Here is a 24,694-nt window from a genome sequence, read left to right as displayed (position 1 = left end):
CGATGCGAAGCGGGAACTCGCCGCGAATGTGCAGGGCCTGCTCGCCCTCATCGAAGCGGCCGAGCCTGATCAGCCCGGGATGGCGGTAGTCGGCGTAGAACATGGCCAGGTTGCCCCAAGGCATGAAATAGCAGAGGTCGTAGGGCTGCTCGTTGGCGAACGGACCACTTCCCTTCTCCGTCAGCTTGTGCGGCAGATAGGCGATCTTCTCGTTATGCGCGTAGTCCTCGATCTTGAGATCGAGCGGCAGCATGGAAAAGAAATCCCGCGCCGACAGATTGTCGTAGAGCGTGGCGGTCATGGTACGGCCGTTGAAAATCATCCTGATCTTCATGTCAGTTGGCTCCTGGCTGACTGGGGCTTCGCCTTCTTGGCTGGCGGCTGCGCGAGGCAGGGCCGCCACCGCGAGCGCGGCGCCGAGCAATGTGCGGCGGCTGAGCGGCGCACGCTCCATGGTCATGGCAAAGACCTCCGGGCCATATGCGATGCGGCAAAGGCGGCGAGCGCCGATCCGCAGAGCAGCACCGCGCCTAGAGCGAACGCTCCCCACCAGCCGACCGCATCGAAGAGCGTGCCGCCGATCGCGGCGCCGCCTGTAATGGCGAGCTGGATGACGGCTACCTGCAGCCCGCCGCCGGCCTCCGCGTCGTCCGGCAACGTGCGGCTGAGCCAGGTGCCCCAGCCAACGGGCGCGGCCGTGCCGAAGAAGCCCCAGGCGACGAGCAGCGGCGCTGTAGGAATTGGCATCGTACCGAAGGCGATGAGCGCTACGGCCAGCGCGGCCATGACCAGCGGGATGACGATGAGGACGCTAAACAGGCGCGTGCGCAAAAGCCGGCCTATGCAGAGGGTGCCGAGCACCCCGGCCAGCCCCATCGCCAGCAGGATCGCCGAAAGCTCGGCGATGTCGAGCCGGGTGACGCTCTCGAGGAAGGGCCGCAGATAGGTGAAGAGCGCGAACTGGCCCATGAACAGCATCATGATCGACGCCATGCCGGTGGCGACAGGAAGACGGCCGAGCAGCGCCAGCGGATTGCCTGGACGCTTCCTCCGGCGCGGGGGCAGCGCCGGCAGGCTTATCCACTGCCAGACCAGCGCTACGAGCCCAAACGGCACGACGAGGAAGAAAGCGCCGCGCCAGCCGACATAGGCGCCAAGAAAACTGCCCAGCGGCGCGGCGATGGTGGCCGCAATGGCATTGCCAGCGTTTAGCATAGCGAGACCCTTCGAAACCATGTCTTGCGGCACGAGGCGCATGACGATCGCCGTCGACATCGACCAGAACCCGCCGATCGCGATGCCGAGCAGCGCCCGGCCGACCATGAGGAACGCGTAGCTCGGCGCGAAGGTGACAGCCAGCCCCGACACGATGAGGAGGAGGGTGAAGCCGGTCACGACCAGTCGGCGGTCGATCCGGCGCGTGAGGCCGGCGACCAGCAGGCTGGTCCCGACGGCGAAAACGCCCGAAATCGAGATCGCCTGTCCCGTGCGGCCCTCGGTGATGCCGAGATCGGCCGCTAGCGGCGACAGCAGGCTGACCGGCATGAATTCCGACGCGATGAGCACGAAAACACACAGCGCCATCGACAACACCGCGCCCCATGCGGCGCGGTCTTCGACAAGCCTTGTGTCATACGTCGTTTCCATAATTGGCATCCTTGCAAGGCGACTGGGGCGGATCGCCAATCCCCGTCGCCATGCCAGAAGATATTGCAGAGGGAGCCATTCTATTAGACTGAGTAATTCGCATGGACTTATCTGCTTGTGATATAAGTGTCAGACGGGAGGTGCCCTATGCAGCGCGATGGCATGAAGGATCTGCTCTGGTTCGTGGCGGTCGCCCGGGAGCGCAGCTTCACCAAGGCGGCGGCCAAGCTCGGAACCTCGCAGTCGACCCTGAGCTCTACAATCAAGGAGCTTGAAGCTCGCCTTGGCGTCCGCCTGCTGACACGGACAACGCGGAGCGTCGCTCCGACCGAGGCCGGCGAGCGACTTTTCCAATCTCTTGTTCCCCGCTTCGAGGAAATCGAAGCCGACCTTGCAAGCCTGGTGGCCTTTCGCGACAAGCCCTCTGGAACGGTCCGTATCACGCTGTCCGACCATGCGCTCCAGACGACCGTCTGGCCGAAGCTGCAGCCCTTGCTCAGCGACTATCCTGACGTGCGCGTCGAGCTCTACAGCGACAACGGCATGAAGAACATTGTGGAGGAGCGCTTCGACGCAGGCGTGCGGCTTGGTGAGAGCATCGACAGGGATATGATCGCAGTGAGGATCGGGCCGGATTGGAGGCTCGTGGCCGTGGCTTCGCCGGAGTACTTTTCCCGCCATCCGGTTCCGACCGCACCCCAGGATCTGGTCGATCATGACTGCATTAATATGCGGCAGGCAACGTTCGGCGGATTATATGTCTGGGAATTCGCCAGGGATGGCCGCGACCTTCGTGTGCGGGTGGAAGGCCAACTCACCTTCAATTCGTCCATTCCCATGATCGAGGCTGCGATAAGCGGTTTCGGGATCGCCTATGTCCCGGAAAACCTCGTCAGCCACCACATCGCCAAGGGATGCCTTAGGCTCGTGCTTGACGACTGGAGTCCGCCATTTGCGGGCTATCACCTCTACTACCCGAGCAGGCGACAGCTCTCGCCTGCGATGGCGGTGATCGTGGAGGCGCTCCGCCATCGTATCTGACCCCTTTAGAAGCGTACTCTTTGAATGCTCGCCTATTCGCGCAGCAAGGGTCACCAGAGGCGCATCAAGCGAGCTTTTCCAGCGTGATTGGAAGGCTTCGAATGCGTTTGCCGGTCGCGTGGAAGACGGCATTCCCGATCGCTCTTGAGCAGGCAATGGTGCAGGACGGCGTGAACGCCCGGGTGGAAGAGATCACGCCGAAGCCGAAGCGACGTTAGGGCCTCGCCGGAAGCACCAGCAACAAAACCGCGAACGCTGCCATCAGGAGGCAGACGGACATCCCTAGCATGTCACGCTGCCTATAGCGCCAGACCGCGCCAGCGAGCATCACGACACCGATTGCGGCGATGTAGAGCGGAATCACTTCTGCACGTTGCCCTTGAGTATTTGCTCTCTTAACCAACCAGTCTGCGTGAAGTTATCGACAATCACCGAATACCATGCTGCGCCGGCTTTGCTTGGCTGAGAGGGATCGGTGTTCGCACATTGAAAGGCCACGAACCGGCGTTCCATAGGCGTTGGGGCCGTCATAGCGATGAAGAGCGTGAACTTTGTCGGCGGATTTTTGCGACCGGAGTCGTCGCTGTACATCCTGGTCCATAGAACCCGATCTGATTCGGTGGTGGCGTCGCGGTCCTTTAAGTAGTCTTCCAAAGGTATGGGTTCGGAATTTTCCGAAGTCTCTACCCGCTTATAGCCGGCTGGCGCGAGAAGTCGTTTCTTTAGGACTGCTTCGCAAGCTCGGGTCATTGGGGCACGAACGGGTTGTAGTCACTGTTAAGCACAAAGAACGTCGCAACTGCCGCGATAGCAGCAGTTGAGGCCACAAAAGCCACCTATTCAAAGGAAAGCCTCCCATCCCTGCGATGGACAATCGCGCAACTGGCGCGCACGCGCAAGCCGGCTCCACTCGGGATCTCAGGGCTTCTGCAGCCTCACCCCGGCGCCGCCGCCATTCTCGGCGATGAACTCGATGCCGGCAGATTCGAGGGCGCGCTCGATTGCAGCCAAGGCATCCTCCGAACCGCCATACTTGCCTGTCTCGAAATTTGAGATGGTGTTGCGATGAACTCCGGCGGCCTTTGACAGGTCGGCCAACGACCAATTCAAAGCGGCTCTAGCCATCCTCACTTGTGCAGGCTTCACAACTCTTCGCTCTTGTGCTATTTTCACAAGTGTAAGTATCACAACTGAAGGGGAATTCCAAATGCCGAACACCTATGTTCCGGCGGCCCGCGAAGCTATGCCCGCTGCCATCGGGAGATTTTCCCGCCGCACCATCCTGGCCGGTATCGGTGCCGCCTCCATCGCAGCGGTAACCTCACGTAAAGCCGAATCATCTGGACTGACAGAAGCGGCGGGTTTCCTGGAGAGAAGGAATATCCGATGAACATGATCAATCATTCGCACTTCGAAAGCGCAGACACCGAGCTGTTCCGGCTCGAAAAGGAACTGGAACAAGCCCGCACCCGGAGGGAAAGAGCGGCGAAGGTATGCGGGAAGGTTGGTAGACGATGCGAAAAGCTCTACCCGCCGAGACCTTCGACGTGGAAGGAGCCGGACATGCCGGAAGACGTGAGGACTGCGTTCAACGCCATGACGATTGCAGACATGGCGCACAACAAGAGGCCGGCCATCTACGCCGCATGGTCCAAGCAGATCGAAGAACAGAAAGCCGAGAACAAGGCCTTGCAGGATGCCGCACCGCCAAATGGGAAGAGATCAACCGCGAAGGCGGGGTTGACGCTGCCGAAGAAGCATTCAACGCGATTTGCGACGAGGAATGGGAAATAGGCAAGCGCATTTGCGCGGTCCCTACCCATACCCTTGAAGGCGTGACGGTAAAGCTTCGCGTGAGCGACATATTGGGACTAGAGGATTTTGGCGATCCGAACGCGGCGTTCCTGTCGATCGCCACAGATATCAGGCGCCTTGCCAGCTCGCCTGAGTTGAGCGCGAAGGCAACTGGTGGCCCGCTGCCTCACGGTGGTGGGCTTTTTTCGCTGACAGGAACCTTACGCAGCGGCCAGCCGTTGAGCATGACAATCAAGGGAGGTTGAAAATGGCCGCCGACCAAAACGAAGCCGCGACACCGAGACCGACCCAGCGCGAAGCTCAGGAAGCCTTGGAGAAGCAGGTCGCTCAGCTGAAGCGGGAAATCAACAAGATCAATCGAACGCTGGCAGAGCGCGCCGAAGAGGCCATCGAGGAAGCCACAGGCTGGTTTGACAGCGCTGCCGATCGCGCTGGCCGTACAGCCCAGGCGCTCCGGACTGGGGCTCAATCTGTTTCCGGTGCCGTCGAAGACAATCCGGGTACGGTGTCGAGCGCCTTCATTCTCGGCGCCGCATTAGGTCTGCTATTGGGTCTCACCCTCAACGCTACTGGGCCTAGTCAGGATCGCTGGTTCTATAAGTGATCATCAGGCTGCGCTGGATATGCCCAAACAAAGTCGAAGAACTGGCAACCAAACGAATTCCAATCGCAGGGGCGCGACGAGCCCGCTGCCTCACGGTGGCGGGGTTCTACGGCATGTGTCGGGGACTTGTGGACGCCAAGCCCCTATTCGACAGGCGTTAGGTCCGGTCTGGGAAGGGCGGTATAGACCCTTGCAATGAAGCCGTGGAATTGCAGCATGTAGTCGCGCAGGAACTCCTCGGTCGTAGGGTCGGTGACCTCACCTTCGTCGGTGATCAGGTTGGGTTTAAACTGGATGTAGGCCTCGATCGAGTTCATCTGTGGGGAGTTGCAGAAGCCAAGAACGCCGCGAAGGCTCTGCTGCGCCAGCGCGGTGCCGATCGAACCCGGCGAAGTGCCGATGACAGCCGACGGCTTTCGGGTGAACGAGTTCTGACCGTAGGGACGGCTCGCCCAGTCGATCGCGTTTTTCAATCCGCCTGGGATAGAGCGGTTGTACTCCGGTGTGACGAACAACACGGCTTCGACCCCGGCGAGTGCATCCTTGAAGGCCCTTGCCGGCGGAGGAAAATTTGCGTCGTAGTCGTAGCTGTAGAGCGGTAGGTCCTTGAACGGGATTTCAGTCATCGAGAGCTCGGCCGGCGCTAAATTCACCAGCGCCTTGGCCAGCTTCCGATTGAGTGAGCCCTTGGCAAGGCTGCCAATGAGATAACCGACATTGTATGCGATCATGGGGGATACCTCCTCGGGAGACTGCCAGTATGCGGCTGACAGCGCAGTCCCATGCTCGAACGCACGCACCAGACATCGGTTCCCGAATGTTTGCAGCCCTATGGGCGCTTGCCGCTTGTGGCGGCCTTTTAGCGGTGGGGACTAATGGGATTAGCGGGCACAATCCCCAAGCGTCGATTGCGCTTGGCGCCATCCCGCCAGATCATTCCGGGATGGGAGGCACCGACCTCACGGTATTGCTGTCCGAAGGTCTGATCCTCCTCAATGAAATGAACGATTGAGTTGAGGACCCCTTCACCCCTTCCGGACAGGCGGGCCAACTGATTGCGCTTCTCGTTGGGGTCGGGGTACGTCTCGATCAGGCCAAGCCCGGTGTGACGTTGCTTCTTGGTGCCATATCCTTCAGTTTCATCGACGGACCTCAGGGCAGCGAAATGACGGCCTGACGGCCCACCGGGAGCGAGGTCGATTTGCCGAGCGCATTCGGCCAGTTGGTCGGGGCGGAGAGCGATGAGGAGAAACAGGCGCATCTGTCGGACACGCTGCGCGAGGGAACGACCGTTACCACGGTAGCCACCAACTGCTCTGGCACGGCCCCTCACGCCGGCAATCCCGCCTTGGTCAGTCCTTCGCGGAGAAGCTCTCGGTCGTCGGCGTGTTCAAGGAAAACGCTCTTGCGCATGTATTCGACCGTCGAGAAATTGGGCTGCAGCCGCAGGACCTCCGCCACGGCTGCCTGTGCCTCTGCTGTCCGACCAAGCTGGGCGTAGCACGCCGCGAGCCGCGCGACCGACCATGGGGACATGCTGCGCCGGATGCACCTTGAGGAACGTCATGCCGATTGTGACATATGGACAATTTCGAGATGGCAAGGGGATGACCGGCTGCGGCATCCCACGATCGCATCAGGCTGACCTTCGACCAACGACGCTCGCGATCGCCAGCGCCAGACACATCAGGCCAAGCGTGATCGGCAGCCCACCGGCACCCAGCACATCCATGGCGGTGCCCGCCAACGGCGCCACCGCAATGCCGCCAACGCCCCACATCAGCGAGAAGGCGGCATTGCCGGCGACCAGTGTCGAGCCGGTGAAGCGCTCGCCGAGCTCGATGATCGACATCGTGTAGATGCCGTAGGAAACCGCGCCCCAGGATCCGCTCCAGCATCCGAACCAATACGAGCTCGAGGTGCGAAAGCTTTTCAAGGACCGAATGCCGATCTCAGCAATCAGCGAAAAGAGATCGCCTTGCTCCGAGAGCCAGGCGAAGAAGGCTTCGACATCAGCAGCGGGGGTTGCGAGATATCGATCAGCGCACTGAGTCCCGGATTGGCGCAAAGCAACAGACACTGAGCGAGGCTATATGCGGCAAGGGACGCTCGAAAGCTCTCGCCATTCAGGCGGCCCCTCTCCGGCGAACATTGTGGAGCGCAGATGACATCAGCAACCATCGCCATAGGCGGCGGCACCGGTCAGGTTCGTCGCCTCAGCCGGCCGGAATTCTACGGCATCAGATCCCCGACCTGCGGCCGGCGAATGACAATGTCAGGTCGGATCGCCGTATTCCGCATCGCTCTTTGTCGATCGATGGCGATCGTAATCGACGGGAGGCGACAACATGACTTCTGCCTCGGCTCTGCCGAACTCCCTACCGATTTGGAACATCGCCCAGAGCGCGCTAAAACCAAGTAAAAATTTTAGCATGATCGTCCTCCCTTCAATCGAGAAACCAATGCGGGGGGCAGATAGTTCCATAGGTCCGGAACAATGCTCACCGGCGCTCGTTGCCTGTGATCGATGGGCGAGGAGCGCAGAATATGGTCGCCAAGAAGACGAACGACACAAGCCGCGTGGTGAAGGGCGCAGAACTGGAAGTTGAGCACCTGGCGGAGGTGACCGACGTCTCTCCGAAACAGGCCAGAGCGCTGCTTCGCAAGCATGGCGCGGACTGGCAGAAACTTAAAGACGAGGCAGAGGCTTTGAAGGAAGACTAGGGGCAATCCTTCGGCGACGGCTATTCTGCTCTACCCGCATGCCCGTCATGCGCAACCAAAATTCCGAATCTTTGATTAATTCAATCAAAGTACCGTCCGCACATTGCGGACGGCATTACAGCTCGAGGGAGCCGCCACCACTGGCTTAGGCCGGGCCCGTTTCGATTTTATTCTCGCGCCAAAACTTGAGAGTGTCTGATCGGCAACGCCCTCCTGGTTGCCTTGCAGGGGATCGCCGGTGGCATCCAGAAAGCTGCCCTTCCGCTTTCCACCCGAACGGAGACTCGACGCAGAAGATCGTGACTATGCCGAGCCGCGGCGGCGTTTTCTACCGGCAGTCCCGCGGCTTAGGCAGTTTGATCGGCATAGTCTCCGATTCGGGATAAGATCCCTGCGAGCACATCGACCGCATCAACGTGAAAACGCGGGATTTCCGATAAAGCTGCAGCGGTTATCATGTGGTAGTCTCGCCCGCATGACGACGCTTTATCTCAATTGGCGCGCAAGACGGTGAATCCCACAAAGCCGAACAAAACGCATCCGCCGAAATGGATCGAGCCCCAGCTCACGCGCCTGGTCGACGAAGCGCCCGACGGCCCGAACTGGCTTCACGAAATCAAGTACGACGGATACCGCATGCACGCGCGGATCGACGGCAGCGACATCCGCTTGCTTACCCGCACCGGCCTCGATTGGTCGCATCGCTATCGAACGACGATAGCGGCCCTGCGCGCGCTCCCGGTGAAAGAGGCATATGTCGACGGGGAGCTGTGCGCCGTTCGGGCAGACGGCGTCACCTCCTTCAGCCGCCTGCAGGCCGGCATGGTCGAAGGCCGCACGGGCGATCTTGTCTTCTTTGCTTTCGACCTTCTGTTTCTCAACGGAGAAAGCATTGCGAAGCTGCCGCTGATAGATCGCAAGGCGCGACTGGAGGGCCTGTTTTCGTCCGATATGCCTGGCCTGCGTTTCAGCGATCACGTGATCGGCGACGGGCCTGCGTTCCGCAAGCACGCCTGCCGGCTTGCACTCGAGGGCGCTATCTCAAAGCGGATCGCCAGCGCCTATGCATCCGGCAATCGCGGGCTATGGGTCAAGTCAAAGTGTCTCAACAGAGAGGAATTCATCGTCGTCGGCTGGACCGATCCAACTGGAAGCCGCCCCCATATCGGCTCGCTGCTTCTCGGCTACTACACCTATGATGGTCGTCTGATGTACGCAGGCCGCGCCGGCACAGGCATCACGATTGCAGAGCTCAAGCGATTGGCTGGCCGGCTTGGACCACTTCAGGTAGATCGAATGCCGCTCGACGTCCCACCGCCACGTGAGAGCCGGTTCGGCTCGCCGCTTGAGCTGTCGCGCGTCCATTGGGTCAAGCCTGAAATGGTGGTCGAGGTCACCTATCTCACCTGGACTGAAGACAATCTCCTGCGTCAGGTCTCGTATCAAGGTGAGCGGCAGGATAAGCCGGCCCGGCAGGTGGTGCGTTCCGTGCCCCATCCCTGATCGGCATCGGTCGCCGACCGGTTCATCCATCCGACTTGCTCTACCTGCAGCGTGCCGGGTGAAAGAGGCTTGATCAGCGACTTGGCCGACACCGAAGGGTCGAGCCAATCCGCCCACGCGCTGCGATCGAGGATGACGATCTGCCGGTCGTGGTAGGGCGCGATGTCGGGTCCTGGCTCCATCGTCAGCATGGTGAATGCCTCGCCGACCTCAGGCGTTTCACGCCAGATGCCAGCGATGCAGAAGATCGGCTCCTCCTTCTTTGTGAAGAGCCACTTGTCCTTGCGCTTCTTCTTGGGGTCTTCGGGATCGGTGAATTCGTAGAAGCCGTCCGCCACGATCAGGCAGCGACCGGAGGTGAATTCTCGGCCCTCCGAACGGAAATTATAGACCGGCCGCCTGTTTGGTCCGGGCCAGCTCCAGCGACGTTGCATCATATCACCTTCGCCTCGGACGCCCTCGATCGTCCTGATGATCGGCGCCACGTCCGTGATCTTGATGTCCTCGCGCGCCTCGAGGTTCGGCGCTCCTTCGCCGAAGCGGATTTTGATCTTCAGGTCGGCGAAGTCCTCCACGATCGAAGCGACATCCACGGTCAATCGATAGTCATTGCACATCGGTCCTCCGTGGGTCCTCCGTCTGATCGCATCGCACCGCGATCGTGTTCCTGTTTTGTTCGCGCGGACATGAGCGCGAAGGTTTTCGATTCCACACATCGCTCGATGAACGCCGTCTCATCATAAGGCGCTCCGGGAGCGATCTTGGGATGGCAGAGCTGCCTTGGGGTCTTCAGCCCAGCGAAGTTGGAGGCAGGCCGTAGCCGGTCGACGGTCGACTCGACTACGCCTTGTATTTGAATCTCCCGCTTGGCCCACAGGCGTGTTGTGGCGTTGCGTTCCTTGGCCAGGTCCTCCTGCATAACAGAGAACTTTTCGACGATGGCCTCGACGCGGTGGCGGAACCCGAGGGCCGGTCAGATAGCCATAGACCTGCTCCATTTAGGTGGCTTGGCTGTAACGCCAGAATCGTCCACACAGCCGGAGCAACGAAACGACCAGAGGCCGATTCGAAGCGTAGAGAATTGTACTTTCTTCTCAGGTTATTAGGTTGGTGCTCGGCCGACCGTGTACCAACAAAGATACCAACAAAATATTTCTGTGGATTGGTTCCGTTCCCAAACCTCGCCCTACTCGCTCGACGAGCCCCCACTCCTTGTCTGGTTTTTCGAGCCAGGATAAGGCGCCGCCGGTGAGCCGACCGGCCAGAGTTCGCAGTTTCAGCACTTCTTCCAAAATCGATGATAGGACGCTTGAGGAAAGAGCGTGCACAAGCTGCGTTGGAAGTTTGAGAATTCGCGGATATGCCGCACAAGATAAATGCAACGCAGAGCCGGAAGCACGATGCGATCAATGTCAGGGTCGCAGGAGGACAAGTAGCCGTGACGCAGAAAGGGATCACCTTGAAGGACGTTGCCGCCGCGGCCAATGTGTCGCGCGCCACGGCGGCGCGTGCGCTCAACAGCTACGGTTATGTCGGCGACGAGACCGCGCTGCGGGTTCTGGAAGCCGCCGAAAAACTGGGCTATCGGGCCAATCTCGTGGCGCAGGCCCTGCGCAGCGGTCAGTTGCCGATCGTCGGCTTCGTGCCCGGCGATATCCAGAATCCGTTCTTCGCACGCATCGCCCACGACATCGAGGTTGAGCTCCGCAAGCATCGCCACAACCTGCTGATTGCCAGCAGCGAGGAAAATGTCGAACAGGAAAAGGAGCTGTTGGAAAGCCTGCGGTCGTTGAGCATCCGCGGCTTCATCCTAGCGCCAACCTCCGCAACCGACAGCGAGCACATCGTCCAACTGGTGCGTGAAGGCGCGCCGGTCGTGCTGATCGACCGCGTCGTCAAAGAGCTGCACTGCGACAGTGTCGTCGTCGACAATGAGGGCGGGGCGGGCGAGGCCGTGGACTACCTCGTCGCCAATGGCCATCAACGGATCGGACTGCTGCGCGACGAGTCGCGCATCTTCACCGCGCAGGAACGTCTTGCCGGATACCAGAATTCATTGCAATCGCATGGCATTGCGCTCGACGAATCGCTGATCAGCGTGTCGCGCTCGACCGTCGAACATGCCGTCGACGCAACCATCCGCCTGTTCAGCCGCCGCAACCGCCCGACGGCCCTGTTCACCGTGGACAGCCTGATGACCCAGGGCGCACTTCTCGGTCTGCGCTCGATGGGCCTGTCGATCCCCCACGACGTGTCATTGGTGGGCTTCGACGACTTCAATCTCGCCACCTTCACCGACCCCCAGATCACCGTGGTGGCCCAGCCGATCTCGGAGATCGGGCCGCTGGCTGCCAAGCTTCTGCTGGAACGGTTGGCCGGCAAAAAGATCGCGCCTCGCCATATCCGGTTCCCGACGCGCCTGATCGTGCGCGGTTCGGTTGCTCGATTCAGCAGGCGCTGACAACGCCGGGATTCCTCCGTTACCAAGAATTTTGTCGGCAAGGGCTTGCCAACCGCGGAATTGCATGGCCATTATCCGGATGTGAGATCGATCTCACATTGGCCGGGACTGATCAAAGGCTGGTGAGACGGGCGCTTCGATCCTTGCGCCTGGATAGAGGCTCTACCGCATCCGAGTACAAGGAAGAACTACATGCTGAACTTCGACAAAGATCGCTTCATAAGGATTCAGAGCGGGGCCGTTGCCATCGCGGGCGAGGCGCGCTCGCTCATGCGCACGCTGATTTCGGAGGGCGTCGAGCGACTGTTTTTCATGGGTACCGGCGGCGTGCAGCTCCTGACGCTCCCGGCGATCGAATTGGCGCAGCGTTACTCCACCTTCCCGGTATGCGCGGCATATCCGGCACAGGTCGTGCTTGACCCGCCAGCCGGTCTCGACAGCAAGGCTGTGGTCGTCATCCCTTCATTGTCGGGTACGACAAAGGAAGGCGTCGAACTCATGGCCTTCCTAAAAAAACGGGGCGTCCGCACGATCTCGCTCACGGGCCATTCGGACTCGCCGATAGCGCGGGAAGCTGACCACAACTTCACGAATTTCGCCGAAGACGACACATCATCGGAATCGTTCTACCTGCAGACGTTACTGATCGTCTTGGCGCTTCTGGCCGAACGTGGCGAATATGACGGCTTCGATGCGACCGTCGCCGAGCTCAAGCTGTTGCCGGGCCTGCTCGCCGATGCCAAAGCCGCGTTCGAGGGCAAGGCCGCCGAACTGGCGGGGACGATCAAGGACGAAACCTATCACATCTTCACGGGCGCAGGATCGGTTTGGCCCGAAGCCAACTACTACGGCATGTGCATCCTCGAAGAGATGCAGTGGATCCGCACCCGCCCTGTGCACGCCGCGGACTTCTTTCATGGCACGCTCGAACTGGTCGAGCCAGGCGTCAGCGTCTTCGTGTTCAAAGGCGAGGATGCGCTTCGCCCGTTGGCCGACCGGGTCGAAAATTTTGCCAAACGCTACACGGACCGTGTTCGTACGCTCGACGCGGCCTCGGTCAAGTTGCCGCGCATTTCCGCCCAGGTGCGGAGCATGATCTCGCCGGTCCTGCTTGCCACCTTGCTCGAGCGGCTGAGCGCGCATCTCGAGGTGCTGCGCAATCACCCGCTGACGACACGTCGCTACTACAAACGCGTTGAATACTGATCCACTCTCACCTCTGAAGGAGCTGCTAATGGAACGTTCGCTGCAAGTCGTGGCGGTCACACTGGCCGCGGTATCATCATTGGGGCTGTCGATGGTCGGCAGTTTCGCCGCTTCAGTGCCGGTTGCGGCCGACCCCAGCGCCAAGGTCGAGTATAGCGGCACGCTGTCGGTCCTGACCAAGTTCGGACTGCAGCAGCTGTCGCCCTATTTCGTCAATCTGGCGCACGACTATGAAAAGCTCCATCCGGGCGTGAAGGTCGAACTCATCCAGGAGAGCGACGACAGCGTGAAGGGCAAGACGAAGACCTTGGTTGCTTCGAACTCGCTGCCCGATATCTACTTCTCCTGGACAGGAAGCTGGGGTGGCAACTTCGTGCGCGGCAATCGCGCCGTTGACCTGAGTGCCGTCATCAGCCCCGACACCGACTGGGGCAAGACGCTCTCTCCGGCCGCTGTCAAGGCATTCGAATACAATGGCAAGTTCTATGGCATTCCGCTTTACCAGGATGCCAAGTTCATGGGCTACAACAAGCAGGTCTTCGCCAAGCTCGGCCTCAAGGCGCCAGCCACTTTCGAGGAACTGTTGACCAGCTGCGACGCCATTCGCAAGTCTGGCGCGACACCGATTTCGTTCGGCAACAAGGAGGCCTGGCCGGCAATCCACTTTGCGGGCCAGTTGCTCGCCTACAACGTGCCGCAGGCAAAACTGGAACGCGACTTCGACCCGGCCACCGCCGATTACAGCGATGCAGGTTATGTCGCAGCGCTCAAGCAGTTCAGCCAGCTTGTAGAGCGCTGCACCGATGGCGCCGGCGTCAACGGCACATCCTATGCCTCGGCTCTCCAGGCCTTCACCAACGCGCAGTCGGCCATGTACTATCAGGAGATCATCGAGTTCGATCAGGCCGCCACGCCGGATTCGGCCCTCAAACCCACCGATTTCGGGTTTTTCAGACTGCCCGTGCCGGAGGGGGCCAAGGGTGACCCCAAGTCGATCGAGGGCGCGCCGGAGGGCTACATGATCAACGCGGCGTCCAAAAACATCCCGCTGGCGATCGATTTCATGAAGTTCGCGACCTCCAAGGAAAACGCGCAGGTCCTGTCAGCGCCACCCTACGGCCAGCCGAGCGCCACCATCGGCGGCGCCTCGGAAAAGAACATGAGCGCTGCTGTCGTTGATGGTCTCAAGGACATCAACGCGGCCTCCTATCTCATGCCCTGGTTGGACACGGCCAACCCGCCACGCGTCGCCGCCGTCTGGCTCTCCAGCCTGCAGGCGCTGGCAGGTGGCTCGATGACGCCCGAACAAGTGATGGATGAGGTGCGCAAGGCCGCATCCGCAGTCAAATAAAGCAGACCATGGCAAGGGCCTCGGACACAATGGAGAGCGGCGCCGTGCTTCGCGGCGTCGCCAGGCCGCAACGGCCAAACAGGCCGCGGGCCCGCTTCGCCAATCTGTCGTCGTTGCGATGGGCGGCGATTGCACTCATCCTCATCGGCTGGTTCGTTTACTATCCGATCGTCGACAATTTCATCGTCAGCACCACCGACCAGGACATCTATACCGGCGAGGTCACCAATGTCGGCCTTGCCAATTACGACCGGCTGCTGCATGACCCGGTCGTGCTGCTGGCGCTGTGGAACAACTGCCTCTACGCCATCATTTCCGTTATCTTCCAGGTCTTCGGCGCGTTCCTGCTGGCGGCCATCATCGAGGACCTGAGGAGCGAACGCTGGCGCCGTCTGTGGCGCGCCATCTATTTCGTGCCGTCGGCCATCTCGATCACCGTGACCGGACTGCTGTTCTATTTCATTTACCAGCCGCAGATCGGCTTGCTGGATGCCGCGCTCAGCCGCGTTGGTCTGAGCCAGTTCGTCATGCCCTGGCTCGGCAACGAGCACACCGCCATCTATGCCATCATCGCCATGAGCCAATGGCAGGGATTTGGCTACTCGACGCTCTTGTTTGCCATCGCCATCCAGAAGATCCCGCGCGACCTTTACGATGCCGCAACGATCGATGGCGCCGGTCCGCTGCGCCGGCTGTGGAGCATCACCTTTCCGCTGACCCGGGAAATGACGGGGCTGATGATCATTGTCACGATCACCGGCGCCTTCCAGGTGTTTAACGAGGTCATGGTCATGACCGCGGGCGGGCCAAACAACAGCAGCCAGGTGCTGGGCACATGGCTCTACCAAAAGGCTTTTATTGAGGACAATTTCGGCTATGGCGCGGCGATTGCCGCCGTCATCTTCGTCCTCACCATGCTCACCGGCGCGGCACAGCTCTGGTACACGAAGCAACGGCGGGTGCAGTTATGAGTGCGACGGTCGCAGCCGGTCGCAGCCGGCGTGTCAATGTATGGTCGGCCATCGCCACGACTTTGCTCTATTCCTTCCTGGTCTGCCTCGCTGTGATCGTCATCTATCCGCTGATCTGGATGGCGCTGAGCGGCTTCAAGGACAATGCGCAGATCTTCGGCGATCCCTTCGCTCTGCCTGTCCATTGGTCGTGGAACAATTACGTCCAGGCGTGGAACCAAGGGGTTCGTGGATATGTGACAGTCTCGGTGCTGGTGACCGTCGCTTCGGCCATATGCACGGTGCTGATCAGTGCCTGGACGGCCTTCGGCCTGACCCGCACGAAGATGCCGGCAAAGCCTCTGGTTATTGCCATCGTTCTTGGCGGCTTGATGCTCAGCCCCACCGTGGCGATCATACCACTGGTGAAAATGTTGCAAGCGCTCGGTCTCTATAACACCTACTGGGCGCTGATCATTCTCTACACGGCGTTCCGGGTCCCGTTCACCACCTTCCTGATCCGTGCCTACATGCTGGATCTGCCTGAAGACATCGACGAGGCGGCGACGATGGACGGCGCCAGCGAGGGTCAGATCTTCTGGCGCATCACCTTGCCGCTGTGCCGGCCGATCATCATTTCGTGTGTCATCCTGCACGTCCTTTTTGCCTGGAACGAATATCTCTTCGCCATGATCTTCACGAGCGGCAGCGATGTGCAGACGTTGCCGGTTGGACTGACGTCGATCATGGCAACGCACGGAACCAACTATGCCGTGGTCTTCGCGGCCATGACGATCTCGGCCCTGCCCATCGTGGTCGTGTTCTTTGCCGCGCAACGCTACTTCATCCGTGGCTTGGCCGAAGGCATCGGCAAATAACAATTCCCGAAAGGAGCCTTCATGCCGCAGCTTGCTGCCCATCAGCTGATCGGAGCCAATTTCAGCTTTCAGCACTTTCCGTTTGATGAGGTTGCCAGGACGATCCGCGACTTCGGCATGAGGGAGATCGAATTGTGGGGGATTGCCCAGCATCTCGACCTCTTCCACGCCACCGACACACGGGTCGAATCCGTTCGTCGGGTGCTCGCCGACAGCGGCCTGTCCACTTGGTGCTTCACGCCAGAGCAGGTTCTATATCCGATCAACATTGCCTCAGGCGATGAGGACCTGCGCCGTGACAGCATCGAGCGGTTCTGCCGCGCGGCGGACATCTGCGCGGCACTGGGCGCCCGTTACCTGTTCCTGACTCCGGGGCGAGGCTACGAGAACGAGGCGCCGCAGGTGGCATGGGATCACGCCCTCGAGGGGCTTGCCATGATCGCCGCGCATGCCGGCCGAAACGGTGTCCGGTGCCTGCTGGAGCCACTGCAACGATTCGAGACCAACGTCATCAATGACGCTGCTGGCCTGCGCCGCATGCTCGACCAACTCGGCGCTGACAACATGGATGTTGTGCTGGACACGGTTGCCATGGCCACTGCCGGCGACACGGTGGCCGGCTATGTAGACCTGTTCGGCGCTCGGCTTGCGCATGTCCAACTCGTCGACGGCACGCCGAGCGGACATCTTGTGTGGGGCGACGGCATACTGCCGCTCGGCCGCTTTGTGAGCGAATTGGCGAGCGCCGGATACGCGGGCAAGATCACCTTCGAGCCGTTCGGCAATGGATGCTACGCGCTGGATCCGATAGGGGCCTGGACGCGCTGCCTCAACGCTATCGAGCCGTACCTGAATCGCGCAAAGGTGCTGGCATGACGTTGAAGAAGCTTGTCGCTGTCGGGGATAATTGCCTCGACGCTTACCTGGCCAGCGGTCTGCTTACCGTCGGTGGCAACGCCCTGAACGTCGCCGCGCAATGGCGGCGCAACGGCTGGACGGCACGGTATTTTGGCGCTGTCGGCGAGGATGCCGAGGGTGACATGGTACTTTCCGAATTGGTAGGCGTCGGCCTTTCGCCGGATGACGTCGAACGTCGCCCCGGCGACACCGCGGTCACCTTGCTTCGCGACGAATCCGGGGAGCGCAAATTCCTGCACGAATCCTTCGGGGTCGGTGAGAGCTACATGCCGTCGCCGGAGCACTATGCGATCATCGCCGCAGCCGACTGGGTGCATCTCGGCACCAATGCCAACAGAGACCTTGTCCGCCGGATGGTCGCGGATCGTGTGCCGTTCAGCATTGATGTATCGACGGCACATCTGGCACTGCCGCTCGGCGGCGTGCCGATGCTGTTTGCCTCCGGCCCAGACGATGTCGATGTCCCCATCGAGCCATTGCTCTCCGCGCTCAGGGCCGCCGGCGCGAGCCAAGTGGTTTTGACCTGCGGCCGTCGCGGATCCTACTTTGACGATGGCTCGAATGACATAGTGCATGCGCCGGCGACGCTTGTCGATGTCGTGGATACGTGTGGGGCCGGCGACAGTTTTATCGCCACTTTCCTCGCCGGCTTCCGTTTCGACGGCCTTCGCGCCTCGGAGGCATTGCACGAGGCTTCAATCGCCGCTGCGCAGACCTGCACACATCTCGGCGGGTTTCCCCAGAGACCGCGTCCCATACCAGATTGGCTGCCGGCCAAATATGCCAGCTTCATTGCCGACGCCCAGGGAGCCCGGCCGTGACGACACTGCGTCTGCGACAGCCGAAGGTGGCGCTTCCGTGCGACCGGTCCTTCTGGCTTCAGGACATCGGCGCCGACACCGCGACCGCACCGTTGAGAGGCGACGAGCGCGCCGACGTGGTGATCGTCGGTGGGGGCTATACCGGCCTGTGGACGGCGCTGCGCATCCGTGATTTGGCGCCGGAAACACGGGTCATCGTGCTTGAAGCCGATCTGTGCGGATCGGGGGCGTCGGGACGCAACGGCGGCCAAGTCCACTCTTGGTTCGCCGAAATCGATCAGATCAGTGCCGTCGTCGGCCTCGAAGAAGCGCGACAGCTCTGCGCCGACACGGTGGCGTCGATAGCGGAACTGAAGGCGCTGCAGCAAAGCGGCATCATCGACATGGATTTGCGGTTAGATGGATGGCTGTGGACCGCGAGCTCATTTGCCCAGGAAGGCGCCTGGGAGAACGCCGTTGCGATGACCGCAGCGGCCGGAGAGAACCGTTTCAGGCCGCTGACGGTCGAGGACATAGAATGCCGGACCGGTTCATCCGCATCCTATGTCGGGGTCGTAGAGAGCAATGCGGGTACGGTTCATCCCGCCAAGCTGGCGATCGGATTGCGCAATCTTGCCTTGGCACGCGGGGTGATCATCCATGAGCGCAGCCCGGTCCTCGACATCGAATCCGGCAGGACGTGCAGGCTGCGAACGGCGCAAGGCAAGGTGCGGGCAGAGAAAGTTGTGCTTGCCGCGAACGCATGGCTCTCAGCGCTGCCGGAACTGCGCCGTCATCTCTACGTCGTCGACAGCGAAGTGGTCGCAACCGCCGCCGTGCCCGAACTGCTCAACAGCATTGGTTGGCGCGACGGTGCCTCAATCTGCGATTCACAGGCACAGGTCCTCTACTACCAGCGCACCAACACGGGCAGGGTGGTCTTCGGCCGAGGCAGCGGCAATTTGGCGTTCGCCGGAAACTTCGGCGCCAGCTTCAACCGCAGCCCGGAGCACGGCCGTGACAATGTGCGGGAACTGCACAGAGTCTATCCGGCGCTGCGTGGCGTGCGGGTCGAGTATGACTGGTCAGGTCCCATCGACTGTGTACCCGAACACGTTCCGGTCTTCGATCACCTGCGCGGCCATCCCAACATCTTCTACGGCATGGGCTTCAACGGAACCGGCATCGCGCAAACGCCGATTGGCGGGCGGATACTGGCCAGCCTCGTGCTGGAGCGCAACGATCGCTGGAGCGCCAGCGGGCTGGTCGGCATCGAGCGTCGGATGTCGCTCCCGCCCGAGCCGTTCCGCTATCTCGGCGCCAAGCTCGTCCGCGGCGCGGTGCGCCGCAAGAATGAGGCCGAGATCCGCAACCGGAAGGCGGACAGGATCACCAATCTGCTGGCTGGGCTCAAGCCGGGCCACCGCAAGAAATAAGCGACGTCCAGAGCGTCTTGTCCTTCACGCCACCAAGGAGGATACGATGGCCGATCTGCCCTTGATGCAAGTCCCGAAAACTTCACGACAGTGCCGCCGATGCGTCGCTGTAGCCGCCGATTGTCGGCGCGTTGCCGGCAAAATAAAAGCTGGCCGGGTTTTCTTTCCAATCGCTGAAAAAGGACTTGATCCCCTCGTCGATATGTGTACCTAGTCTGATATGAGATCGATCTCATGTTGCGCTCTCAAATAGCCCTTTCTCTATGGGAGAGGGCGCATATATCTAACGATGAAGAGGGAGGTTTAAGTGAGGAAATTGATCGCGTGGCTGGCCTTGGCCACTACCACGCTAGCGTTCGCGTCTGCGGCGTCGGCGGGTGAAACCATCGACCGGGTTACCTCGAAGAAGGCAATGGTGGTCGCCACAAACAGCGGCTGGCCGCCGCAGAGTTTCCTCGACGACAGCAATCAGTTGGTCGGCTTCGACATCGACGTCTCGAAGGAGATCGGAAAGCGCCTCGGTGTCGAGGTCAGTTTCGACACGCCGGACTGGGCGACGATGACGGGCGGTCATTGGCAGGGGCGCTACGATCTGGGTGTCGGCTCGGTGACGCCGACCAAGGCGCGCGCCAAGGTGATCGATTTCGAAGGCATCTATTATTACAGCCCCTACGTTTACGTGGTTCACAAGGACAGCCCGGCCAAATCGGTCGCCGACCTTAACGGCAAGATCATCGGCGTCGAGACCGCCACCACGTCGGAGGATTTCGTGCGCAGACAGCTTGAGATCGATGCTCCCGGCTTGCCGCCCATCGAATACAAGCTGGAGCCCGGTGAGATCAGGACTTTCGCCGACTCAATGCTGCCGTTCGACGATTTGAGGCTCGGTGACGGCGTGCGCCTCAACGCGGTCATCGCACCAGAACAGACAGCTCAGAACGCGATAAAGAACGGCTACCCGTTGCGTATCCTGGAAGGCGGCTATGCTTTCCGTGAGCCACTGGTGGTGATCGCGGAAAAAGGTGATGCCGAGTGGAATGCCAAGATCGGCGGCATTCTCGACGAGATGAAGAAGGACGGTACCCTCACGAAGCTGACCACCAAGTGGTACGGCAAGGATTACAGCGCCGACTGAGGAGCGTCGTGGACGAAGCTTGGGCGGGATGCATTCAAATTGAACATCCCGCTCCATCTGTTTTGTTCAACCGCATTTCTGCGACACCGGGCGGCTCCGCCCGGCTTCAAAATTCTCTAGTGCCGCCATCTCATCATATCGATCATGACATATCCTGACACTTATTACCGACGCACGCTTGCCGACAACACCATCAGACCGCCGCTGAGCGGCGTTTCGCAGTGCGAAACAGTCGTTATCGGCGGCGGACTGGCAGGCCTGACGACGGCGTTGCAGCTGGCTCGCGCCGGCCAGCAGGTCGTCGTGCTTGAGGCGCAGCGCATCGGCTTCGGCGCTTCCGGTCGCAATGGCGGCTTCGTCAATCCCGGCTTCGCCACAGGCACCGACAACATCGCCGCGATGGCCGGCGTGGACGCGGCACAAAGACTGCACCGCCTGTCCATCGAAGGCGTCGATTTCGTGCGGCAGACGATCCGCGATCTCGACATCAAGGCGGCAGGGCCGCGCTCCGGTATGTTGAGCGTGCTTCGCCACGATGGCGGCGCCGCGCTCAAGGCATATGCCGAGCAACTGGCGCGGGATTTCAACTATCGGCTCGACTATCTCGAGCGCGACCAGGTGCGAGCGGTGCTGCATTCCGAGCGCTACTACCAAGGCTTGCGCGACCCCAGCGCCTTCCACATGCATCCGCTCAACTATCTCCGCGCCATTGCGGGCGAGATCGAACGGCTGGGCGGCAGGATCCACGAGAGATCGGGGGCCGTTGAAGCCAACCTTGACGGCGCGGAAAAGATCGTGCGCACCGACGGCGGCCACGTGCGCGCCCGCCAGGCCGTATTTGCCACCGGTGGCTATACCGGGCCACTGGTCGGCAGGCTGAAGCGGGCGTTCCTGCCGATCGCCACTTACGTCATGGTGAGCGAGGAGGCGCCTGACCTGATCGCCAAGGCGATTACGACAACCGACGCCGTTGGCGACAACCGTCGCGCTGGCGATTATTACCGCATTCTCGAAGACGGCAAACGGCTGCTCTGGGGCGGGCGCATCACCACGCGGGCGGCCTCACCGGGCGTGTTGGCGTGGCAATTGCGCCGCGAGATGGTCACAACTTATCCGCAGCTCGAAAAGCTCAAGACCGAACTCGCCTGGTCCGGGCTCATGTCTTATGCCCGCCACTTGATGCCCCAAATCGGCGCGTTGCAGCCGGGCGTCTGGTACCTCACGGCTTTTGGCGGCCATGGCATCAACACCACGGCGATCGCCGGCAAGCTGATCGCCGAGGCCATACTGGGAGAATCGGACCGCTACCGGCTGTTCGCACCATTTGGGCTTGCCTGGGCAGGCGGCCCGGCGGGACTTGCAGTCGCGCAACTTACCTACTGGAAGCTGCAGGCGCAGGATTGGTGGCGCGAGCGCGCCCGCTGACCATAAGGAGATCGAGGACGTGATCGGCCGACTGTTGCTCAACCACCCGGACGCGGCGCGCCGCGTTGGCGTGTTCTTCATGCTCGCCGCCATCGCCGCCGGCCTGTACGGGCTCGGCATCAAAGCCAGTTGGCTCGGCAAGCTTGTTCCGGGGACAGTCGAGTGTCTCGCCGCCAACCCTGAGATCGGGCGGGCGGTCTCGGCGGTGCTGATCGCATTGATCGTGGCGGCGAACTGGAACGCGCTGCGGTATCTCAGCCGCAAACAGCAGATTGTGGCGGTGTGGGTAGAGCTGTTCGTGTTGTTAATGCTGTTTTTCTATTCTTTCGACCTGTCCTTCGCGTTCATCGCCAAGAAGATCGGCTTCCTCGTCTCGAAGGGCGTGGTGACGACCCTCTACATTTCGGCCATTTCGATCGCCATCGCCACCCTCATCGCCTTCGTTGGCGCCATCGCCAAACTTTCCCGCAACGGCGTGGTCTATGGCTTGGCGACCTTCTATACCTCTCTGTTTCGTGGCTTGCCGTTGCTGATGCAGATCTACATCATCTATCTCGGCCTGCCGCAGATTGGCTACGTGATCGGCGCCGTGCCGGCCGGCATCATGGCGCTGTCGCTCTGCTACGGCGCGTACATGACCGAGATCTTCCGTGCCGGCATCGAAAGCATCTCGCGCGGCCAGACCGAGGGTGCTACGGCGCTCGGCCTCAGCGCTAACCAGACGATGTTCCTGGTCATCCTGCCGCAGGCGATGCGCGTCATCGTACCGCCGACCGGCAACCAGTTCATTGCGATGCTGAAGGATTCTTCGCTGGTCTCGGTGGTCGGGGTCTGGGAGATCATGTATCTCGCACGCACGCAGGGCCAGACCGAGTTCCGCCACATCGAGATGCTCATCACCGCCTCGATGATCTATTGGCTGCTCTCGATGGGGCTCGAGTTCCTGCAGTCGCGGATTGAGGACCGGTTCGGGCGCTCACTCAAGCGCTGATCGTCATCCGTGATTTTCGCCAAAGCGAGTTGCACAGCACCGCAACAGCCAACTTCGGAGAGCAGCTGCAGATTGTACGCGACAGCATGCCGTTCGGCGACGTCCACCGTCAAACGATAGTCGTTGCACATCAGTCCTCCGTTTGATCGCATTGCAGCGCGACCGTGTTCTTGTTATGTTCGAACGACGATGAGTGCAATGGTTTTCGATTCCGACGCATCGCTCGACGAAGGCCGCGTTATCATAAGGCGCTACGGCGGCGATGTTGAGATGGCAGAGTTGCCTTGGGGCCTTCAGCCCAGCAAAATTGGAGGCAGGCCGTTCACCGTCATGCGCGCTAGGGCAGGACGTTTCCCAGTCACCGTTGCCTCGTTCCGGCACCGGAGCAGGGGCAAGGCCTATAGCTTCTCGCTCGCCGACGGTGACTGGTCTTTTTCGCCGGCATCTGGCGCCCGGCGACACGTGACTGGCGTGAGGCTTATGCCATGCTGACGATCGAGGCGAACGACGACGTTGCGCCCTTCCACGACCGACAGGCTGCGGCGCGATCAACGGGTGGCTTGGCTCGACAGGACCTGCTTGGAAGAAGAGCTGCTTCGGCCGTTGCCGGCCGGCACGTCCCGCATCGTCGAAAGTGAGCTAATCCGCGTCGAGGCCAGTCGCGACGATCCCCGAGCGCCTGAGGCTAATGCTGCCCGGTGCGCGTGCCCCGGTTGCCCCCACGCATTGGAGTTTTGGCCAACTCGCCGGCGGCGCACCAGCCGCCTATCTGCGGCAGCTTCCAGCCCCGCTCGCGGCGATCAACCTTCAGCACGGTCTGCTCAACCACCGAGCAGAGCAGGTGAAGACGCTGGAAATCGACAATGGACGCCTCGAGTTGCGAGCCGTAACCGGTCCGGACTATGGCAGAATACTTGACTCAGAACTGATCGACGCCGTGCAGAGGATCGCTGGCAACGGCACCGGGGACACGCGCTGGAAGGGGCCGGAAGTCCTCGATTGGTCAACGGGAATTTACAACCCGAACGTCGACATCTCCAACGATACGACTACGCTGTATGCGTCCGACCGAGATGTGTTTGTGTTTCTTGTCGACGACCTGAATCCGATCGAGGCCGGGCGGCTGCCGAATGGGGAACCGGATCTTTATTTCCGCGGCTTCTACTGCTGGAATTCCGAAGTCGGAGCCCGCACCCTCGGATTGCCAGCTTCTATCTACGCGCAGTGTGCCAGAATCGTAATTTATGGGGCGTTGAAGATTTCGAGGAAATCACCATCCGCCACTCAAAATACGCGGCCTCCCGTTTCGCCCTGGAAGCCGAGCCGGCGCTGATCCAGTTTGCCGATTCCTCGCCTATGCCATTCGTCAACGGCATCAAGACGGCGCGGCAACGGATCGTTGCCAGAGACGACGAAGATCGCCAGGGCTTCCTGCGCAAGCGCGGCTTCTCCAAGTCCGAGACCACGAAGATCATCGATACTGTTCTCATGGAGGAAGGCAGACCACCGGAATCGATTTTTGATTTCGTGCAGGGCATCACACGGGTCGCGCGCGACAAGTCGCATCAGGATGTTCGATTGGAGATGGAGGGAAAAGCCAAGAAGCTTCTCGATTTCGCCTCCTGATCGTGCGGAGGCCGGCAGCGAAAACGTTCGTTGCTGGCCTCACGCTTTCAGGACGACTGATCGTGCGGCAGGCGGTTATCAGGGTCGTGAACCGCGATATGATCGCCGTCGACAAGGTTGGCTGGAAAGATCACCAGGTTGGTGCCACCGGCGTGACGCAGCGACGGAAACAGGATGCCCCGA

Annotated in this window: 26 protein-coding genes and 4 pseudogenes; 19 read left to right on the top strand and 11 right to left on the bottom strand. The window is 60.9% G+C overall.

The features are described 5' to 3' along the window. Positions 1-460, bottom strand: a 460-nt coding sequence (locus NKJ01_RS31905; protein ID WP_352734241.1) for a cyclophilin-like fold protein, incomplete at its 3' end; no start/stop codon positions are given. Next, a complete protein-coding gene (locus NKJ01_RS31900; RefSeq protein ID WP_352734239.1) occupies positions 457-1,647 on the bottom strand; it encodes an MFS transporter in 1,191 nt (396 codons plus the stop codon). The genes NKJ01_RS31905 and NKJ01_RS31900, both read right to left, overlap by 4 nt. 147 nt (positions 1,648-1,794) lie before the next feature. Between NKJ01_RS31900 and NKJ01_RS31895 the strand changes: the two genes are divergently transcribed. Next, positions 1,795-2,688 carry a LysR family transcriptional regulator gene (locus NKJ01_RS31895; protein WP_352734237.1) on the top strand — a complete coding sequence of 298 codons (894 nt, stop codon included), beginning with the start codon at positions 1,795-1,797 and terminating at the stop codon, positions 2,686-2,688. A 360-nt stretch (positions 2,689-3,048) separates the two neighbouring features. Here NKJ01_RS31895 and NKJ01_RS31890 read toward each other — a convergent pair whose 3' ends face one another. Together NKJ01_RS31890 and NKJ01_RS31885 are read right to left on the bottom strand one after the other, a co-directional pair. Continuing rightward, entirely contained in the window at positions 3,049-3,279 is a 231-nt protein-coding gene (locus NKJ01_RS31890) for a hypothetical protein (RefSeq protein WP_352734235.1), read from the bottom strand. A 327-nt stretch (positions 3,280-3,606) separates the two neighbouring features. Beyond that, positions 3,607-3,813, bottom strand: a complete 207-nt coding sequence (locus NKJ01_RS31885) for a helix-turn-helix domain-containing protein (RefSeq protein ID WP_031260989.1) — start codon at positions 3,811-3,813, stop codon at positions 3,607-3,609. An 82-nt stretch (positions 3,814-3,895) separates the two neighbouring features. On the opposite strand from NKJ01_RS31885, the gene NKJ01_RS31880 reads away from it, so the two are divergent. From NKJ01_RS31880 to NKJ01_RS31870, 3 genes are all read left to right on the top strand, one after another. After that, the gene (locus NKJ01_RS31880) at positions 3,896-4,078 is read left to right on the top strand and encodes a hypothetical protein (protein ID WP_352734233.1); all 183 of its coding nucleotides are present in this window, start codon (positions 3,896-3,898) and stop codon (positions 4,076-4,078) included. Further along, positions 4,075-4,482: a hypothetical protein gene (locus NKJ01_RS31875; RefSeq protein WP_352734231.1), complete on the top strand. Its 408-nt coding sequence runs from the start codon at positions 4,075-4,077 to the stop codon at positions 4,480-4,482. The genes NKJ01_RS31880 and NKJ01_RS31875 overlap by 4 nt, the downstream gene beginning before the upstream one ends. Before the next feature lie 268 nt (positions 4,483-4,750). After that, on the top strand, positions 4,751-5,107 hold the full coding sequence (locus tag NKJ01_RS31870) for a hypothetical protein (RefSeq protein ID WP_352734229.1): 357 nt from the start codon (positions 4,751-4,753) through the stop codon (positions 5,105-5,107). Between the two features lie 143 nt (positions 5,108-5,250). Here NKJ01_RS31870 and NKJ01_RS31865 read toward each other — a convergent pair whose 3' ends face one another. The 5 genes and pseudogenes from NKJ01_RS31865 to NKJ01_RS31845 all read right to left on the bottom strand — a co-directional run bounded on the left by NKJ01_RS31865 (position 5,251) and on the right by NKJ01_RS31845 (position 7,541). After that, entirely contained in the window at positions 5,251-5,838 is a 588-nt protein-coding gene (locus tag NKJ01_RS31865) for an NADPH-dependent FMN reductase (RefSeq protein WP_352734227.1), read from the bottom strand. A gap of 128 nt (positions 5,839-5,966) precedes the next feature. Then, complete coding sequence (locus NKJ01_RS31860; RefSeq protein ID WP_352734225.1) at positions 5,967-6,368, bottom strand: hypothetical protein; 402 nt, start codon at positions 6,366-6,368, stop codon at positions 5,967-5,969. A 68-nt stretch (positions 6,369-6,436) separates the two neighbouring features. Further along, positions 6,437-6,643, bottom strand: coding sequence for a hypothetical protein (locus tag NKJ01_RS31855; RefSeq protein WP_352734223.1), 207 nt, complete (start codon positions 6,641-6,643; stop codon positions 6,437-6,439). Between the two features lie 100 nt (positions 6,644-6,743). Then, positions 6,744-6,989 (bottom strand): annotated as a pseudogene (locus tag NKJ01_RS31850) (MFS transporter); the annotation flags it as partial. Between the two features lie 393 nt (positions 6,990-7,382). Beyond that, positions 7,383-7,541, bottom strand: coding sequence for a hypothetical protein (locus NKJ01_RS31845; RefSeq protein ID WP_156938615.1), 159 nt, complete (start codon positions 7,539-7,541; stop codon positions 7,383-7,385). Positions 7,542-7,654: 113 nt separating this feature from the next. Here NKJ01_RS31845 and NKJ01_RS31840 point away from each other — a divergent pair, with 113 nt between their 5' ends. Beyond that, complete coding sequence (locus NKJ01_RS31840) at positions 7,655-7,831, top strand: hypothetical protein (protein ID WP_023762019.1); 177 nt, start codon at positions 7,655-7,657, stop codon at positions 7,829-7,831. Positions 7,832-8,341: 510 nt separating this feature from the next. Then, positions 8,342-9,334 (top strand): non-homologous end-joining DNA ligase, encoded by a 993-nt coding sequence (gene ligD / locus NKJ01_RS31835; RefSeq protein ID WP_352734221.1) that lies wholly within the window; start codon positions 8,342-8,344, stop codon positions 9,332-9,334. A 29-nt stretch (positions 9,335-9,363) separates the two neighbouring features. On the opposite strand, the pseudogene NKJ01_RS31830 reads toward ligD, so the two are convergent. Both NKJ01_RS31830 and NKJ01_RS36565 read right to left on the bottom strand, forming a co-directional pair. Beyond that, positions 9,364-9,951, bottom strand: a pseudogene (locus NKJ01_RS31830) (SOS response-associated peptidase); the annotation flags it as partial. Next, a complete protein-coding gene (locus tag NKJ01_RS36565) occupies positions 9,930-10,253 on the bottom strand; it encodes a hypothetical protein (protein WP_502905934.1) in 324 nt (107 codons plus the stop codon). The gene NKJ01_RS36565 and the pseudogene NKJ01_RS31830, both read right to left, overlap by 22 nt. A 540-nt stretch (positions 10,254-10,793) precedes the next feature. Here NKJ01_RS36565 and NKJ01_RS31820 point away from each other — a divergent pair. From NKJ01_RS31820 to NKJ01_RS31760, 13 genes and pseudogenes are all read left to right on the top strand, one after another. Beyond that, positions 10,794-11,795, top strand: a complete 1,002-nt coding sequence (locus NKJ01_RS31820) for a LacI family DNA-binding transcriptional regulator (RefSeq protein WP_352734219.1) — start codon at positions 10,794-10,796, stop codon at positions 11,793-11,795. Positions 11,796-11,987: 192 nt separating this feature from the next. Next, positions 11,988-13,001: an SIS domain-containing protein gene (locus NKJ01_RS31815; RefSeq protein ID WP_023762014.1), complete on the top strand. Its 1,014-nt coding sequence runs from the start codon at positions 11,988-11,990 to the stop codon at positions 12,999-13,001. 28 nt (positions 13,002-13,029) lie between these two features. Beyond that, positions 13,030-14,352 (top strand): ABC transporter substrate-binding protein, encoded by a 1,323-nt coding sequence (locus tag NKJ01_RS31810; RefSeq protein WP_352734216.1) that lies wholly within the window; start codon positions 13,030-13,032, stop codon positions 14,350-14,352. Between the two features lie 8 nt (positions 14,353-14,360). Further along, a complete protein-coding gene (locus tag NKJ01_RS31805; RefSeq protein WP_031260983.1) occupies positions 14,361-15,323 on the top strand; it encodes a carbohydrate ABC transporter permease in 963 nt (320 codons plus the stop codon). Next, positions 15,320-16,180 (top strand): carbohydrate ABC transporter permease, encoded by an 861-nt coding sequence (locus NKJ01_RS31800; protein ID WP_352486990.1) that lies wholly within the window; start codon positions 15,320-15,322, stop codon positions 16,178-16,180. The genes NKJ01_RS31805 and NKJ01_RS31800 overlap by 4 nt, the downstream gene beginning before the upstream one ends. Before the next feature lie 21 nt (positions 16,181-16,201). Then, on the top strand, positions 16,202-17,056 hold the full coding sequence (locus tag NKJ01_RS31795) for a sugar phosphate isomerase/epimerase family protein (protein ID WP_352486989.1): 855 nt from the start codon (positions 16,202-16,204) through the stop codon (positions 17,054-17,056). Next, positions 17,053-17,919: a PfkB family carbohydrate kinase gene (locus tag NKJ01_RS31790; protein WP_352486987.1), complete on the top strand. Its 867-nt coding sequence runs from the start codon at positions 17,053-17,055 to the stop codon at positions 17,917-17,919. The genes NKJ01_RS31795 and NKJ01_RS31790 overlap by 4 nt, the downstream gene beginning before the upstream one ends. After that, positions 17,916-19,334, top strand: coding sequence for an NAD(P)/FAD-dependent oxidoreductase (locus NKJ01_RS31785; protein ID WP_352734213.1), 1,419 nt, complete (start codon positions 17,916-17,918; stop codon positions 19,332-19,334). Before NKJ01_RS31790 ends, NKJ01_RS31785 begins: the two co-directional genes overlap by 4 nt. A 307-nt stretch (positions 19,335-19,641) precedes the next feature. Then, positions 19,642-20,469: a transporter substrate-binding domain-containing protein gene (locus tag NKJ01_RS31780; protein ID WP_031260982.1), complete on the top strand. Its 828-nt coding sequence runs from the start codon at positions 19,642-19,644 to the stop codon at positions 20,467-20,469. Positions 20,470-20,613: 144 nt separating this feature from the next. Continuing rightward, positions 20,614-21,894 carry an NAD(P)/FAD-dependent oxidoreductase gene (locus tag NKJ01_RS31775; protein ID WP_352486983.1) on the top strand — a complete coding sequence of 427 codons (1,281 nt, stop codon included), beginning with the start codon at positions 20,614-20,616 and terminating at the stop codon, positions 21,892-21,894. Positions 21,895-21,913: 19 nt separating this feature from the next. Further along, on the top strand, positions 21,914-22,885 hold the full coding sequence (locus NKJ01_RS31770; RefSeq protein WP_352734211.1) for an amino acid ABC transporter permease: 972 nt from the start codon (positions 21,914-21,916) through the stop codon (positions 22,883-22,885). Positions 22,886-23,074: 189 nt separating this feature from the next. After that, a pseudogene (locus NKJ01_RS31765) lies at positions 23,075-23,512 on the top strand (SOS response-associated peptidase family protein); the annotation flags it as partial. Then, positions 23,504-24,511, top strand: a pseudogene (locus NKJ01_RS31760) (DUF932 domain-containing protein); the annotation flags it as partial. The pseudogenes NKJ01_RS31765 and NKJ01_RS31760, both read left to right, overlap by 9 nt. Positions 24,512-24,694: the final 183 nt, after the last annotated feature.

Origin of the sequence: Mesorhizobium sp. M0276, from assembly GCF_040321755.1 — a bacterium.
GTDB lineage: Bacteria > Pseudomonadota > Alphaproteobacteria > Rhizobiales > Rhizobiaceae > Mesorhizobium.
Note: the sequence above shows the minus strand (reverse complement) of the source record. Positions and strands in the feature narration are given on the sequence as shown.

What these genes read in the sequence shown, in the direction of transcription:
- NKJ01_RS31870 (WP_352734229.1), top strand. Translation starts at nt 4,751, where the DNA reads ATGGCCGCCGACCAAAACGAAGCCGCGACACCGAGACCGACCCAGCGC.
- NKJ01_RS31845 (WP_156938615.1), bottom strand. Translation starts at nt 7,541, where the DNA reads ATGCTAAAATTTTTACTTGGTTTTAGCGCGCTCTGGGCGATGTTCCAA.
- NKJ01_RS31805 (WP_031260983.1), top strand. Translation starts at nt 14,361, where the DNA reads ATGGCAAGGGCCTCGGACACAATGGAGAGCGGCGCCGTGCTTCGCGGC.
- NKJ01_RS31875 (WP_352734231.1), top strand. Translation starts at nt 4,075, where the DNA reads ATGAACATGATCAATCATTCGCACTTCGAAAGCGCAGACACCGAGCTG.
- NKJ01_RS31900 (WP_352734239.1), bottom strand. Translation starts at nt 1,647, where the DNA reads ATGGAAACGACGTATGACACAAGGCTTGTCGAAGACCGCGCCGCATGG.
- NKJ01_RS31860 (WP_352734225.1), bottom strand. Translation starts at nt 6,368, where the DNA reads ATGCGCCTGTTTCTCCTCATCGCTCTCCGCCCCGACCAACTGGCCGAA.
- NKJ01_RS36565 (WP_502905934.1), bottom strand. Translation starts at nt 10,253, where the DNA reads ATGCAGGAGGACCTGGCCAAGGAACGCAACGCCACAACACGCCTGTGG.
- NKJ01_RS31790 (WP_352486987.1), top strand. Translation starts at nt 17,053, where the DNA reads ATGACGTTGAAGAAGCTTGTCGCTGTCGGGGATAATTGCCTCGACGCT.
- NKJ01_RS31775 (WP_352486983.1), top strand. Translation starts at nt 20,614, where the DNA reads ATGACATATCCTGACACTTATTACCGACGCACGCTTGCCGACAACACC.
- NKJ01_RS31865 (WP_352734227.1), bottom strand. Translation starts at nt 5,838, where the DNA reads ATGATCGCATACAATGTCGGTTATCTCATTGGCAGCCTTGCCAAGGGC.
- NKJ01_RS31890 (WP_352734235.1), bottom strand. Translation starts at nt 3,279, where the DNA reads ATGTACAGCGACGACTCCGGTCGCAAAAATCCGCCGACAAAGTTCACG.
- NKJ01_RS31800 (WP_352486990.1), top strand. Translation starts at nt 15,320, where the DNA reads ATGAGTGCGACGGTCGCAGCCGGTCGCAGCCGGCGTGTCAATGTATGG.
- NKJ01_RS31815 (WP_023762014.1), top strand. Translation starts at nt 11,988, where the DNA reads ATGCTGAACTTCGACAAAGATCGCTTCATAAGGATTCAGAGCGGGGCC.
- NKJ01_RS31880 (WP_352734233.1), top strand. Translation starts at nt 3,896, where the DNA reads ATGCCGAACACCTATGTTCCGGCGGCCCGCGAAGCTATGCCCGCTGCC.
- NKJ01_RS31840 (WP_023762019.1), top strand. Translation starts at nt 7,655, where the DNA reads ATGGTCGCCAAGAAGACGAACGACACAAGCCGCGTGGTGAAGGGCGCA.
- NKJ01_RS31810 (WP_352734216.1), top strand. Translation starts at nt 13,030, where the DNA reads ATGGAACGTTCGCTGCAAGTCGTGGCGGTCACACTGGCCGCGGTATCA.
- NKJ01_RS31795 (WP_352486989.1), top strand. Translation starts at nt 16,202, where the DNA reads ATGCCGCAGCTTGCTGCCCATCAGCTGATCGGAGCCAATTTCAGCTTT.
- NKJ01_RS31855 (WP_352734223.1), bottom strand. Translation starts at nt 6,643, where the DNA reads ATGTCCCCATGGTCGGTCGCGCGGCTCGCGGCGTGCTACGCCCAGCTT.
- NKJ01_RS31885 (WP_031260989.1), bottom strand. Translation starts at nt 3,813, where the DNA reads ATGGCTAGAGCCGCTTTGAATTGGTCGTTGGCCGACCTGTCAAAGGCC.
- NKJ01_RS31895 (WP_352734237.1), top strand. Translation starts at nt 1,795, where the DNA reads ATGCAGCGCGATGGCATGAAGGATCTGCTCTGGTTCGTGGCGGTCGCC.